Origin of the sequence: Brevibacillus reuszeri (genome assembly GCF_001187725.1) — a bacterium.
GTDB lineage: Bacteria > Bacillota > Bacilli > Brevibacillales > Brevibacillaceae > Brevibacillus > Brevibacillus reuszeri.
Genome location: NZ_LGIQ01000009.1, coordinates 321416 through 335943, shown reverse-complemented (window position 1 = coordinate 335943; position 14528 = coordinate 321416). Strand labels below are relative to the sequence as shown.

Below are 14528 nucleotides of genomic sequence, written 5' to 3'. Positions count from 1 at the left end.
ACCAAATAAAAAATGGTCAACCAGTAAAAACTGGCTGACCTCATAATACGAAAGGGCAGGATAGTTGAAGATTATTCGCGTTGAACCTTACTATAGGTAGCGGCGAAAAGTTGAGTTGAAGGTTGAAGCTTCGATGCTAAATCTATGAAGAAGCGCGTAAAGCCCCAACTCATGTGAAATCGGTCATATAGGCCGAGACGAGACCTTGATCAGGAATAGTTATCCATCATTTGAGATAAATAATTTCGAAAGTCATCAACGTAGGTTTTGGGCTCTACAACTTTTAGATGAGTGCCGAAGCTTGCTAAAAGTTGAAATCCCATATAATTTTGAGGGACATATATGGTTGCTAATAAAAGTCCAGGACCATGGTCTTCAATACTTTTTCGACCATACCTTTCGATGATTTGATCTTTTATGCTAGGCGATATCCATGCCTTAATGGTGACGAATTGCGGTAGATAACTTGCTTCGTGTCCTTGCTCAGACCAATCGTCTCTTGGATGAAACGCGCGTTCATTCATAGAAATATGATCGATCCGGGATAACTTGAATGTTCGAGATCCCTGTCGATGTAAACAGAATCCTTTCAAGTACCAACTCGATTCGCTGAAATGCAGCTCATAGGGCTCAACCATTCTATCCGTTACAGCCCCGTCTTTATCTGTATAATTAAACGAAACCAGCCTTTTCTTTGTTATGGATTCTTGACATGTCTTTACGGTTTCAAGAATTTCGGACCGACCTTCCCAATCATAAAACGACAGTTGAATGGAACGATTAAGAGACAATGGACTAACCATTGCCTCTATTTTTTGTATCGTTCTTTCAACTTCTTCGGTAAGGAGAATTTGTTCCAATCCACCCAGCGCAGTTAATATATTCTGTAAATCGGAGCTGCTTAATAGGCGTTTATCCACCTTGTATTCATCCATTATGCCGAAGCCGCCTTTGACCCCCATGACAGAGTAGATGGGGATGTTACATAAGCCCAATGTTTCCATATCGCGAAGGATCGTTCTTTTGGAGACATTGAATAGTTGTGAGAATTCCGTTGCCGCAACAACCTCTTTTTTCAGCAATATCATGATAATTGAAATGAGTCTCTCCACTTTGTCCATAATTGCCCTCTTTTTTACATGATTTCAGAACGGTGACAATATGATGTCACCGTTTATCCATTATACTACATGTATCACAAGAAGGAGGTATTAATTCAATGTTTAATTCAACCAATTTTCCTAAACCCACCCTTATTTCAGTCAACGGTGTGGAACTCGAAGTGTTTGAAGCAGGCCGAGAAAACGCAGGAAAACCTATTGTACTCTGCCACGGCTGGCCAGAGCATGCCTTTTCTTGGCGCCATCAGATGGACGCACTTGCTGCAGCGGGCTACCATGTCATCGTCCCCAACCAGCGGGGTTACGGCAACTCATCCCGTCCGACCGAAGTAACAGACTATGACATTGAACACTTGTCGGGTGATCTCGTCGCCCTTCTCGATCACTACGGATACGAAGACGCTACCTTTGTCGGTCATGACTGGGGTGCATTCGTCGTTTGGGGACTGACCTTGTTGCATCCAAACCGCGTCAATAAAGTGATAAATCTGAGCTTGCCTTACCAAGAGCGCGGAGAAAAACCCTGGATCGAGTTCATGGAAGAAATACTTGGCGGCAATTTCTATTTCGTCCACTTCAATCGACAGCCAGGCGTCGCGGACGCCGTATTCGAAGACAATACGTACAGGTTCCTTCGTAACCTGTACCGGAAGAACGAGCCTCTCAGAGCACCTGAGCCAGGTATGGCGTTGATCAATCTCGCCAACGCGGAAACACCGCTCGGTGAGCCCGTATTGAGCGAAAGCGAGCTGGCCGTTTACGTCTCCGCTTTTGAAACATCAGGGTTCTCGGGCAGCATAAATTGGTACAGGAACCTTGACCGCAACTGGCACATATTGGCGGAGGTGAACCCAATCATCCAGCAGCCGACCCTCATGATCTACGGCGATCGGGATATGGTTGCAAAGTCTGAAAACCTGACAAAGTTCGTGCCCAATGTGGAAGTGGTCAATCTGGATTGCGGTCATTGGATCCAGGAAGAAAAGCCGGAGGAATCAAATCAAGCGATTTTGAGATGGCTGGAACAGCAGAATTCCATCTAGTCCCAAGAGCGTCATTTAAGAAGACCAATCATTAAAGCATTCAACAATTTCTTAGCCTATACGCTAGAGCATCATGGGACTCCTGAAGGGACGGATGGACGCATTGCTATAGCGGTCGCTGGCAATGACCTATCCCATAAACAAATCATCATGAGTGTAGCAAACGAACTAGGCTTCGATGCCGTAGATAGCGGTTCTTTAAGCGATTCGTGGAGACAACAATCAGGAACTCCGGCGTACTGCACCGAACTTACAAAAGAGGAACTAGAAATAGCCTTAACTAAAGCGAATAAAGAAAAAGAGCCATTTCTACGTGACAAGGTGATGGAAAAGCTGGTAGCTTCAGATGGTGGATTTTCCATTCAAAATGTTGTTAAAGCAAATAGGGAAGTATTCGATTCATAAGTTAGAAACCTAATCAAGGTAATTGACGTTGAACTAACGAGTACATTAGTTTAATAACAACAGCGGCAGTCTAAGACTTTTCTTGTCAAGGTCTTAAACCTCCGCTTTTTCTTTTAGTTGGTCAGTCTAAAACTATTTTCCCTCTGATCAGTAATAAGAGTTTCGACTGATGAGAGAGTGGTGGGGATGATTCCTGGAACGATGATGTTGACCAACTATGCACGCGATTGATTTTTAACATCCCGCTGTTGAGATGGTAGAGCAGACCTGATTCCTCTCGGAGAAAGAGCTTCTCTACTTTGTGCAAAAAGATTAGGTTCACCTCGTGCTTGCGAAAATGATACGTTTGATAGTTAAGCATGCCGTGTCGCGTTCAGAAATGGCGATATAGGCGACGGGGGTTCATTCGAATGATGTATCATGTTAAAACAGTACTTTCACTACACGGGTGGGGCGACCTCTTTCACTAATGACATGCCTGCTGACCTCCACGATATAGCCGCACTGCTCCAGCTTGACGATAATTCGGTTCGCGGTTCTGACACTCACCCCAATCTCTTTCGCAAGCTCTATGGAAGTGAAATTTCGCTTGTTTTTTTGTTTCACCAAACAATCAATTTTGAATACGGTGTTGACACTGAGTCCCGAGGTTTCGGCTATCTGTTCCAGCTGCGTGTCAAAAATGTTTGGCTTTCGACTGTTTGTCTCATTTGGCTCGATAGGACCCAGCATATCATCAGGACTGTATACGACATACGCTCTGTTTCCCCCCTCCAATTTAGCTTGATGCATACCGACGACTGCGTTTGCCTTCGCGATCTTAGTGGTATCCCCGTATCCGATTCCTATGCTGAGTACATGCGCCGTGTTGGTGTAGACGCTGGTCAGAATATCGATTCGTGCAAAGTTTTCTGTCGTGATTTCCAAATTGGAGCTGTTGCACATCAGGATAAATTCAACTTGGCTGACGGTAATCAAAGCCGCATCTACCTTTTGGGCAAAGATCGCAATGGCTTCCGCAATTTTGTTTAGATCCAGTACCTCTTGTAGCACCGTATGATGGAAGACATAAAAGTTGTCACGAGGGCTAACCGAGATACTGACACAGGCAATATTATTTTCGTTGAGCTTTCGCTGATTGTGGCTGAGAAGGATCCGGCGTATTTCGTAGATGTAGGTTTCTGCACTGGGGGCAATTAATACGCAGGGGATGTTATGATCTGTGAGGTATTCGCTTACCTGACGGATATTTGTTGTGCAGACCTCACTTAAACCGCTTTGCACATTTTTAATATGCTCACTCTGTGCTCTTTGAACAAACTGGCTGGAGTTGGTATCGATGGGTACGATCTGCGGGCTGATGCTTTCCAATGGGATTCCCAGTGATTTATAGGCACGGATAATGGAAGCATAGTCGAGCGTGTCGACGCTGACTCGCGTGATATCCACTCCGAAATGATGGGATGCACGCAAAAGGCTATGGATAAAGTTTGACGTGTCGATATCGGCATAGCGTACGGTTACGTTGTGTTCGATTCTGCTAGAGAGCAGCTTGTAGGGCTCCTTTCTCGTGTACAGAATGCCGTTGCACTGATTGATGATTTTTTTTAATTCGGATACAGCGTGTTCTACTTCTTCATCATGATTACATTCAATTTTAAACACATCCATGTTGGTAAACTTGTGCTTAACGATCTCCTCGATTTCTTCCACAGACGAAGCATGTCCGATGACAGCCAGCTTGAAGTTCATGCCGAATCCTCCCGTTAGTATTTAGAATTATATTTATATACAGACAATTTAAAGTCAATATACGGTCACAGCAAATCGAAATATAATCTAGCTAGCTTGCGAACAACAAACAGTCAAAAGCGTTGATGCTTTCCCTAGATTCAACAGAAGGTGAGTGTGAGTTTTTTGATATTTATTTCGGGCGAACAGGTTAATAAAATTCTGGACATGCAAACCTGCATTCAGCTGATGCGTGAGACTTTGTCGGCTTTGTCGAGAGGGGAAGCAATCCAGGTACTCAGAACTGCCATGAAGCTAGAAGGAAGAAATGTTCTGGGGGTCATGCCTTCTGCCTTATTAGCGAAAAACATTGTCGGAACGAAGGTTATTACGATCGCGCCAGACAACTCATACAAGGGATTGCCTTCCCACCAAGGAGTCGTTATCGTTTTTGAAGCGGAAACTGGCTCGTTAAAAGCGATTGTGGAAGGGGAGACAGTTACGGCCATTCGGACTGCCGCTGTAAGTGCCGTAGCGACAGATATCCTCTCTCGAAAGGACGCAAATTCGCTGGCCATACTCGGAACGGGAGTGCAAGCAAGGATGCACGTAGAGGCAATCCTACAGGTACGAGATATTGAACAGGTCTATGCATGGGATCGAAGGTTGGAGTCCGCTGTAAAGTTCTCGAAAGAAATGAGCGAAAAGTTCGACATCTCAATCGTGCCTTGTTCCACCTCGGAGGAAGCGGTGAAGCATGCAGATATCATTTGTACGGTAACCGCTGCGAAGGAGCCCGTGCTTTTTGGGAGTCATGTAAAAAAAGGAACGCATATTAACGCAGTAGGTTCCTGCACCCCTGATTGCAGGGAGCTGGATACGGAGCTTATTAAAGTCTGCAAGCTGTATACCGATCGCATGGAATCAGCGATCCATGAAGCGGGGGACTATCTCATTCCCTTGAGGGAGGGAGCCATTGATGAGCAGCACATCATGGGGGAGATCGGGGATATCCTCGTGGGAAGAATCTCTGGCAGACAAGATCCTGAGGAGATTACGGTATTTGAAGCACTCGGTCTGGCCGTTGAGGATTTAGCCGCAGCTGATTTTGTGATCAATCAGGTGGAACAACGCGAGAAGTCGCGATAGTTCTGGAAAACGAGGGAGGTCGAAGAAAGTATGGAACGGTTCTATGGGTTTGGACTGACCGAAGAACAGGAGAAGAGAGCTAGAGAGATTCACTACGGAAACATCGTGATCGATATGCTTTTTCAAGGTCCGATCGGCACGTACTCATTGGGGGAGGAAATCGAGCAGGAGACAGAAAGCTTGGCCATGGAAAGCCATCCTGACAGCGTGATTGAAAGGGTCCAATTTGCAAGCAATGCAATAAGAAGATGGTACATCGACGGCAAGCTTCAGGACTTGTATAAGGAATGCTGGTATGAGAGCGGGCTGACAGCTGGAAATAGACAGCTTAACGTCTCGGATAAAACATCGCTTTACTCTTCAGCCATCAACTTGCAGGAGGAATTTGATAAAAAGCCATGGTTGCTCAAAGTCAAGCGTGCAGCCGATATTGAGTATGCGCATCAGCATCAGCTTAAGGCAGGCATCGTTACCTGCCAGGAAACACTGGGCTTTGAGAAAGACTTGAAGCTGCTGGAGCAGATGTATCATTTTGGACTCAGAGTCGTCCAGTTGACATACAACAATCATAATTTCGTCGGGGCAGGATGTATGGAGGAAAACAATGCGGGCTTATCTACGTTTGGGAAAAAGTTTGTGGCGAAACTCAACGAGCTTGGCATTGTGGTGGATACCGGACATTGCGGCAAGCAAACCACGCTCGATGCTTGCAAATATTCAACGAAGCCTGTCATTGCCTCCCATACAGCGGCTGAGAATCTGTATTTCCATGCGCGGGCTAAATCCGATGAGGAGATCCTTGCCATTGCTCGGACGAATGGAGTAGTGGGTATTTTTGCGATGCCATGGTTTATCGCAGAGGATCCGGAGAATACAACAATTGAGCATTTCCTCGATCATATTGATTATGTGGTAAAGCTTGCAGGTGTAGACCATGTGGGAATCGGAACGGACTGGCCGATGCCCCAGACAAAATGGATGGCGATCGCTTTTAAAAAGCTGTTAGCACCAAGTATGGGCTTTGCGCCTGGTGACGGTCCTTCTACAGAAGTCGTCAAAGGGCTTACAGACTACCGTTCCTTCCTCAACATCACGAGAGGACTGATGGCGAGAGGCTACAAGGATGAAGAAATCATCAAAATCATTGGCGGCAACTGGATGAGAGTCTTCAAAGAGGTATGGGTCTAGGCTTTCGAAACCAATCAATTTTAGATAATGGGGGATAAGGCAATGAAAAGAAGACTCTCACTCGTCATGATCATCGCCATCGTGATGATTTCCATGGTCAGTGCCTGCTCACAGAGCGCTTCACAAGGGAGCACGAAAGAGGCCATTTCTACGGCTGCACCCAAATCGGATATTTCCGTCGTGCTTACCAAAATCGGTAACAACTTGGACCCTGCAGAAGCGAATTCCTTAGACACTTCCACAATCATGTACCACGTCTATGACACCTTCATCAAGTTTGACAATGAGTTTAACATCCTCCCAGGCGTGGCAACCCAGTGGAGCCAGCCAGATAGCACAACTATTGAGTTTACGATTGGCGAGGGCTACAAATTTCACAATGGCGATCCGATGACCATTGATGATGTCGTTTACTCTGTGGAGAGACTTGCCAAGGTACCGAAAAAAGCGTCCTTCATGAGCATGATCAAAAGCGTGGAGGGCTCCGGAAACAAAGTAACCGTCAAGCTGACTGAGCCGAATAGCGGCGCCATTAGACACTTTGGCGATGTCGTCATTGTCAGCAAGAAATACGTGCAAGAAGCTGGCGATAAGTACGCCAACGCGCCGATTGGTACAGGCCCTTACAAGGTAGCCGAGTATGTTCCGGGCAGCAAGGTGGTCTTGAAGTCTTGGGCAGACTACCCGTTTGAAAAGGCCAGCATTGAAACGATCACATTCAAGGCAATTGAAGAAGCATCTGCCAAATACATCGCCGTGGAGACAGGGGATGCAGATTTTGCTGGGATCGCCGCTCGAGACCAGGACAGGGCGAAAAGTAATGATAAGCTCGCCTACTTTGAAGGGCCGAGCACCTTCACCGGCTTTGTCGCTATGAACACGACAGCAGCCCCCTTTGACAATGTAAATATCAGAAGAGCGATGGCGTATGCCTACAACAATGAGGGGATCAGCTCTATCACTCCTGGAAAAACGATTATTGACAGCATGGTACCCAAAATGTTCAGCACCTACTACTCTTCTTCGAATCTTCCAAAGTATGACCTGCAAAAAGCGAAAGAGCTTCTGGAGAAAGAGGGCTTTGGTGCAGGCAAACCATTGAAATTCACAGCATGGACCTATCAAGGAAACGATCCGGAGCTGGAGGCATTCCAGGCGGAGCTGAAAACGATCGGCGTAGAAATGGATATTCAGAATCTGGAGTTTGGCGTATTCCTGGAGAAAATGGCGAACAAGGAATACCAGCTTCTCGTAGGTGGATGGAGCGATACGACCGGAAATACATTGAGCTCACTGGAAAGCTACTGGTCAGGAAGCTTTGGCCAGATGAATATTACCTTCTATACCAATCCAAGGATCGAGGAGCTGTACCTGGTCGCGAAGAAAGCAACTTCCGAGGCCGAGCTAAAAGAAGCAGCAAAGGAAATCCAGGATATAGCGGCTCAGGACATACCGATGATTCCAACTGCTACCAAAATGAGCTATTACGCGATGAACAAAAACCTGGAGGGTGCGGAAATCCTCACAAGCGGACTGGTCTCCTTTCGGAAGGCAAAAATGAAATAAGTTTCATAGGAGCTGGGAGGCAAAGCATTCGTTTGGCCTCCCTTGTCCGAATTTTTCCTGATTCCAACAGAGAGGGGGCCAAAGCGTGAGTAGATATATTCTAAAACGATTGCTACAGATGATACCGATTGTAATCGGGGTATCTGTTATTGTTTTTCTGCTTCTCTCCCTCAGTCCCGGGGACCCTGCCAAAATGATTCTCGGACTCAACGCCAAAGAAGAGGAATTATCGATGATGAGAGAGCAGCTCGGATTGAATGATCCGATACCCGTACAATACTTTCATTACATGAAGAATGTCCTCGTAGGGGATTTCGGGACTTCCTATTCTACCAAACAGAGTGTCATCGAAATGATCGGGGTACGACTCCCTCCGACGCTCATTCTTTCCTTTGGTTCGCTACTTACCATTCTGATCGTCGCCATTCCCCTTGGTATTGCATTGGCCGTGAAACAAAACTCCCATTTTGACAACATCATGAGGGTTGTCAGCCTGTTTTTTGCGGCGATGCCGGGTTTTTGGATCGGTATTTTGATGATTATCCTATTTTCTGTGAGGCTCGGATGGCTTCCGGCAAACGGCTTTGATAAACCGTCGGCAATGATCATGCCGATTATTTGTTCCTCGATTGCCGGCTGGGCGGTAAATTCCAGGATCACCCGAGCCTCCATGCTAGACGTCATCCGCCAAGATTACATCCGCACGGCACGCGCGAAGGGATTGAAGGAAAGCGTGGTCATCCGAAAGCATGCATTGAAAAATGCTCTACTTCCGACGATTACCTCCGTGGGGATGGCTGTAGGGGGATGCTTCGGCGGCTCCGTCATTATGGAAATGCTGTTTGGCATTAACGGAATGGGAAAAATGATGATCGATGCCTTGAGGCAAAAGGATATACCGACCATCATGGCGGGAGTGATTATCACGTCTGTCATCATCGCAGTTGCCAATCTTCTGACAGACCTGGCTTACTCCTACGTAGACCCTAGAATCAGATCCATGTACGCAAAGCGAAGGACTCTACGAAAAGAGGTGGCGGGAAGTGGCTCAAATTAATACGATCCTGCCGTCTGCAAAGCAAAAGCAAAGGCATTTGAAAAAAAGAAGCTTATGGGCCGACGCTTGGTTGCGACTGCGGAAAAACAAGTCAGCCGTCGTGGGGATGATTATGCTCGCCACCATACTGCTCGTCGTGTATACCTCTCCTCTATATTTGGATTATGACAACGATGTAGTCAAACCGAATCTGTCCCAGACTTTGAAGTTCCCGGCTGAGGGCAAGCTCCTTGGTGCGGATGAATTGGGCAGGGATGTTCTAGCCCGGATTCTTTGGGGGGGCAGAATCTCGATCAGTATTGGCATTTTCGCGATGCTGTTGAGCAGCCTCATTGGCTGTACACTAGGAGCATTATCAGGGTACTATGGCGGAAAAACCGACGGGATCATCATGCGTTCGCTCGACGTGTTCATGGCGATTCCCAGCCTACTGCTGATGATCACGCTGGTCAGTGTCATGAAGCCTACTCTCACTAATTTGATCATTGCATTGGCGGTGGGAAGCGTGCCTTCCGTTTCACGTATGGTGAGGGCGCAGGTCTTGTATATCAAAGGGCAGGAGTTCATTGAAGCCATCCGAGCACAAGGCGCAAGCGATTTCCGGATCATTGTCATGCATATTTTACCAAATGCCATTAGCCCTTTGATCTCTCAGTTCGTCATGGAGATAGCGGGGTTAATTTTGGCGATTAGCGGCCTGAGCTTTATCGGTCTTGGCGTACAGCCTCCCGATCCAGAGTGGGGTGCGATGCTATCCAGCGGCAGAGAGCATATCCGAGATGTTTGGCACGTCACAGCATTTCCGGGAATTGCCCTGGTGTTTACGGTCGTTTCACTGACGCTGGTGGGAGATGGGCTACGGGATGCGCTGGACCCTCGCATGAAAAGGTAGGAGGCATGTATGCAAAAGACATTACTCGATATTAAGGACCTTACAATTAAATTCCATACGGATGATGGCGTGGTAGAGGCGGTAAACAAAGTGAGCCTGTCTGTTCGGGAAGGAGAGACACTTGGAATTGTCGGTGAAACCGGAGCAGGGAAAACGACGACAGCGCTCGGTATCATGGGGCTGGTAGACTGCCCGCCAGGAAAAATCGAAGGTGGAAGCATCATGCTGGATGACACCGATTTATTGAAGCTGGGGGAAGAGGCGGTCCGCAAGCTTCGCGGCAAGGAGATCTCGATGATTTTTCAAGATCCCATGACGTCCTTGAACCCGGTGTTCACCGTTGTCGAGCAGATCGCTGAGGTCATTGCCAACCATCAGCAGCTGGGAGAGAAGGAAGCGGAGCAAAAGGCAATCGAGATGCTGGAGCTGGTACGTATCCCGGCTGAAAGAGCTTATGAGTATCCGCATCAATTTTCCGGAGGGATGAAGCAACGAGTCGTGATCGCTATCGCTCTCGCCTGTAACCCGAGACTATTGATCGCTGATGAACCCACAACAGCTCTGGACGTTACCATTCAGGCGCAGGTGCTCGAATTGATGAAGGATTTAAAAACAAGGTCCAAAACTTCCATGATTCTGATCACCCATGACCTCGGTGTCGTATCCGAGATTTGTGATCGAGTAGCCATCATGTATGCGGGCGAGATCGTAGAGAGTGGCTCGCTGGAGGATATTTTTGAAAATCCGCTTCATCCGTATACCAATGGGCTTTTTGGTTCCATCCCGGATATTGATAAAGAAGTAGAATTCCTTTCCCCCATCGAAGGGCTCGTTCCTGACCCGTCCGATTTGCCCAAGGGCTGCAAGTTTCACCCCAGATGTAAATATGCCCAGCACCTTTGCAGTGTAGAGGACCCTTTCTTTCGGGAATACAGCCCAGGACATTTTACGAAGTGCTTTGTTCATGAGGGGAAGCTCTCGGTGAAAGAGGTGAGAAAATATGACTAGCTCCTACATTGAAGTCAAAAACTTGAAGAAGTATTTTCAGACACCTGCCGGAAATCTGCATGCGGTGGACGGCCTGGATTTTTCGATTGCGAAGGGAAAAACCATTGGCGTAGTAGGGGAAAGTGGCTGCGGGAAAAGCACAACCGGCAGATTGATGACCATGTTGCTCGAACCGACAGAAGGCGAAATTTTGTTCGATGGCACGGATGTCACCAAGCTAAGCCACAAAGGGATGGCGGAATATCGGAAAAAGATTCAAATCATTTTTCAAGACCCCTTTTCCTCCCTCAATCCAAGAAAAACGGTCTTTCATTCCATTGTGGAGCCTTTGGATATACACCGAGTTTATCGGGACAAGGTCGAGGAGGAAAACAGGGTGTATGAATTGATGGAGCTCGTTGGTCTGTCCGAACGGTTTGTGAACTCCTACCCACACGAACTCGATGGAGGAAGGAGGCAGCGGATAGGGATTGCCAGAGCACTTGCACTCAGCCCGGAGTTTATTGTATGTGATGAGCCGGTATCTGCGTTGGACGTATCTATTCAGGCGCAGATTCTCAATTTGCTGAAAAGACTGCAGCTGCAGTTCGGATATACATATATGTTCATCACGCATGACCTGTCTGTCGTCAAGCATTTTACGGAAGAAATCATGGTCATGTACCTAGGACAGATGGTAGAAAAAGCGCCGGTAAAAGAGCTTTTCGCCAATCCCAGACACCCTTATACCAAGGCATTGCTCTCCGCGATCCCTGTACCCAATCTGAAAAAGAAGAAAGATAGAATCTTGTTGCAGGGGGAAATCACGTCCCCGATCAATCCTAAAAATGAATGCCGATTTGCCGCGAGATGCAGCCATGCCACAGACGAATGCCGAAGCGCAACGCCAGAAATCACGAATCTGGGTGGCGGCCACACGGTTCGATGCTTTCGAGTCCACGAACTAAAGGAGATGAGACCATGAACCATTACTTACTGGACAGAAGATTTGATATCTATTTTTCGGGCGTTTATAACGGAAACATCACCTTCAAGGAATCCTTCGTAGAGCTTTGCGATGTGGACAGAAGAACGAGAGCTCAGCTAAAAAGGGAACCTTTTGACAAGAACAAGAAAAACACCCTGATCGACTATCCACTATTACATAGCAAGCTTGCCACTTATGCCGCTTGCAAGTGGGAAGGGGACAGGGTGACGCTCGCAGATGGGCGTGTTTACAGCAGATACCTGACCACGACGGGAGTGATTGACGGCAACGAGGTCACCTCTCAGCTCTGGGCGCAACGGAAATCCACAGGTGTTCTCGATATCGTAACGGTGGATGGGAAAATTGTTGCCTTTTCCAATCCAGGACGCGTATCCTCTGAGATCGCAGTCGTACCGGGCTATGAAAAGCTGACTCCCCTTGTAAAATATGACGACCCGCTGCTTTCGAAGGTAGAGTATGGCATCAACCATTTGGGGAATACGTTTGTACCAACAAGAGACGGGGTAAATCTAGCAACCGAGGTGTTTTTGCCTGAGGGATTGAAACCAGGCGAAAAGGTTCCTGCCATTGTAGTCAGAACCTGCTATGGAAAGCCAAGGGACATCCTGCGCTGCTGGCACTGGACCGCAAGAGGCTATGCGTTTGTCATTCAGGATGTGCGCGGACGTTCGGACTCCGATGGCGTCCTAAAACCTTTCCAGAATGAAAGAGAGGATGCCGACGATCTGTTCAATTGGATCGCAGAGCAAGAATGGTGCGATGGCAATATCGGGATGTGGGGAGCAAGCTACCTTGGTTATACCACAACTGCAGCAGCCACCAGCGGGAATCCTCATCTGAAAACAGCCATCAGTGAAGTAAACGTAGGCTCCCCCTTTACAGATACGGCAAGACGAGGAGGAACCATCTGCTCGTGGCCGTTGCTTTGCTGGACACTAGGCCAGTCTGTAAGCAACCGAACTGACTTTGGCGTTTTTTCCGGTGAGACGATCAATGTTGAGGAAGCCGTACGACATAGACCGATCACGGAAATCCCAGAAAAAATCATCGGGAAAAAGTCTGGGCCTTGGGATTTGTGGCGAGAGCATTATCATTACGATGACTTCTGGCGGCATTCCGACAATACCGCGCACAGCGATAAGATCAAAATTCCCATGCTGATCATGTCAGGCTGGTATGATGGAGACGCTTTGGGAGTTCAGGAGACTTGGAGGTTCCTGACGAAACAAGATGTTCCCGGCAGACGAATCATCTTGGGGCCATGGCCACACAACCTGAACGCTTTTCGGGACTGCGACGATCTGGAATTTGGCGACAATGCTGTGGACTACGACTTCGACACGAGAATTATCCGCTGGTTTGACCGCTATCTGAAAGGGATTCAAAACGGAGAGGATCAAAAGCCGCGCGCCATGTATTACGTAGTCGGAGAAAATCAGTGGCGGGAATCGGAGGACTGGAATCCTCGCGAAAGCAAGCTGGTTAACCTCTACCTCGCAAGCAATGGCCATGCGAATTCCCTATTTGGAGATGGCAGGATCGCTTTGCAGCCAGAGGAGGAAACTGGATTTGACACGTATATCTACGATCCGGAGCAGCCAATCGGTGATCGTGGCCATGTGATGCCCTACCACTGCAATCATATCCAGCTGAGAAGCGATTGCCTGGTCTATGATACGGAAGCACTCTCCACCGACGTCGCGATGGCGGGGAATGTGTACGCAGAGTTTTACGCCTCCTCCAGCTCAGTGGATACGGACTTTATCGTTCGCGTATCCGATGTGGATGAGAAAGGGATCGCCAGAAAAATATCGGATAATGTTATCCGAGCAGAGTTTCGGAAGGGCTTTGACAAGCCGGGGCTTCTGGAACCTGGAAAAGTAGAAAAATACGAAATGGAGATGTACTTTAACGGTTATGTCTTCAAAAAAGGACACAAAATTAGAATCGATATCACATCCAGCAACTATTACGAGTTTTTCCCCAACACCAATACGGGCATCGATCCGTACGAGGACCCTTCTTCTGTCGTGGCGGTAAACACCATTTACCATGGGGCAGAGTATCCTTCTCATGTGAAGCTTCCGATTCTGTATGGAATTTGAGTAGATGGTTAAAAACGATGAAGGCCCTCTTTCTTTAAGGAAAGAGGGTTTTTACTTGCCTAGTCATACTGTAAGTAGTGTCGATTTTATTCATCCGAAAAGCGGGGAAACTTGAGTCACTACTCTAACGGGTAATAGCGGAATAGATAATTTCAATAGTATAGGATAAAAATGTAATTAATGGTAAAATAAAGAAGAATCAGAGGTTTAGTGTTTCCTAACGGAATTCGTTACTCGTTAAGCTGGGCAGTATTTGGCAGTTCTATTTGAAATGA

Annotated in this window: 11 protein-coding genes and 2 pseudogenes; 10 read left to right on the top strand and 3 right to left on the bottom strand. The window is 47.3% G+C overall.

What is annotated here, in order from left to right:
- Positions 1-209 precede the first annotated feature (209 nt).
- Positions 210-1121: a helix-turn-helix transcriptional regulator gene (locus ADS79_RS16160; protein ID WP_049739454.1), complete on the bottom strand. Its 912-nt coding sequence runs from the start codon at positions 1119-1121 to the stop codon at positions 210-212.
- 98 nt (positions 1122-1219) lie between these two features.
- Here ADS79_RS16160 and ADS79_RS16155 point away from each other — a divergent pair, with 98 nt between their 5' ends.
- Entirely contained in the window at positions 1220-2164 is a 945-nt protein-coding gene (locus ADS79_RS16155; RefSeq protein WP_049739453.1) for an alpha/beta fold hydrolase, read from the top strand.
- Positions 2165-2176: 12 nt separating this feature from the next.
- Positions 2177-2569, top strand: a pseudogene (locus ADS79_RS34430) (NADPH-dependent F420 reductase); the annotation flags it as partial.
- Between the two features lie 150 nt (positions 2570-2719).
- Here ADS79_RS34430 and ADS79_RS36140 read toward each other — a convergent pair.
- A pseudogene (locus tag ADS79_RS36140) lies at positions 2720-2882 on the bottom strand (Crp/Fnr family transcriptional regulator); the annotation flags it as partial.
- 110 nt (positions 2883-2992) lie between these two features.
- Positions 2993-4321 (bottom strand): helix-turn-helix domain-containing protein, encoded by a 1329-nt coding sequence (locus ADS79_RS16150; RefSeq protein WP_049739452.1) that lies wholly within the window; start codon positions 4319-4321, stop codon positions 2993-2995.
- A 156-nt stretch (positions 4322-4477) separates the two neighbouring features.
- Here ADS79_RS16150 and ADS79_RS16145 point away from each other — a divergent pair, with 156 nt between their 5' ends.
- The 8 genes from ADS79_RS16145 to ADS79_RS16110 all read left to right on the top strand — a co-directional run bounded on the left by ADS79_RS16145 (position 4478) and on the right by ADS79_RS16110 (position 14253).
- Positions 4478-5449: an ornithine cyclodeaminase family protein gene (locus ADS79_RS16145; RefSeq protein ID WP_049739451.1), complete on the top strand. Its 972-nt coding sequence runs from the start codon at positions 4478-4480 to the stop codon at positions 5447-5449.
- A gap of 30 nt (positions 5450-5479) precedes the next feature.
- Positions 5480-6637, top strand: a complete 1158-nt coding sequence (locus ADS79_RS16140) for a dipeptidase (RefSeq protein WP_049739450.1) — start codon at positions 5480-5482, stop codon at positions 6635-6637.
- A 42-nt stretch (positions 6638-6679) separates the two neighbouring features.
- Positions 6680-8203, top strand: coding sequence for an ABC transporter substrate-binding protein (locus tag ADS79_RS16135; protein WP_049739449.1), 1524 nt, complete (start codon positions 6680-6682; stop codon positions 8201-8203).
- An 85-nt stretch (positions 8204-8288) separates the two neighbouring features.
- Positions 8289-9260, top strand: a complete 972-nt coding sequence (locus tag ADS79_RS16130) for an ABC transporter permease (RefSeq protein ID WP_049739448.1) — start codon at positions 8289-8291, stop codon at positions 9258-9260.
- Complete coding sequence (locus ADS79_RS16125) at positions 9247-10152, top strand: ABC transporter permease (protein WP_201783409.1); 906 nt, start codon at positions 9247-9249, stop codon at positions 10150-10152. The genes ADS79_RS16130 and ADS79_RS16125 overlap by 14 nt, the downstream gene beginning before the upstream one ends.
- Before the next feature lie 9 nt (positions 10153-10161).
- The gene (locus ADS79_RS16120) at positions 10162-11160 is read left to right on the top strand and encodes an ABC transporter ATP-binding protein (protein WP_049739447.1); all 999 of its coding nucleotides are present in this window, start codon (positions 10162-10164) and stop codon (positions 11158-11160) included.
- A complete protein-coding gene (locus ADS79_RS16115; RefSeq protein ID WP_049739446.1) occupies positions 11153-12124 on the top strand; it encodes an ABC transporter ATP-binding protein in 972 nt (323 codons plus the stop codon). Before ADS79_RS16120 ends, ADS79_RS16115 begins: the two co-directional genes overlap by 8 nt.
- Positions 12121-14253, top strand: a complete 2133-nt coding sequence (locus ADS79_RS16110) for a CocE/NonD family hydrolase (protein ID WP_049739445.1) — start codon at positions 12121-12123, stop codon at positions 14251-14253. The genes ADS79_RS16115 and ADS79_RS16110 overlap by 4 nt, the downstream gene beginning before the upstream one ends.
- The last annotated feature ends 275 nt before the right edge of the window (positions 14254-14528 follow it).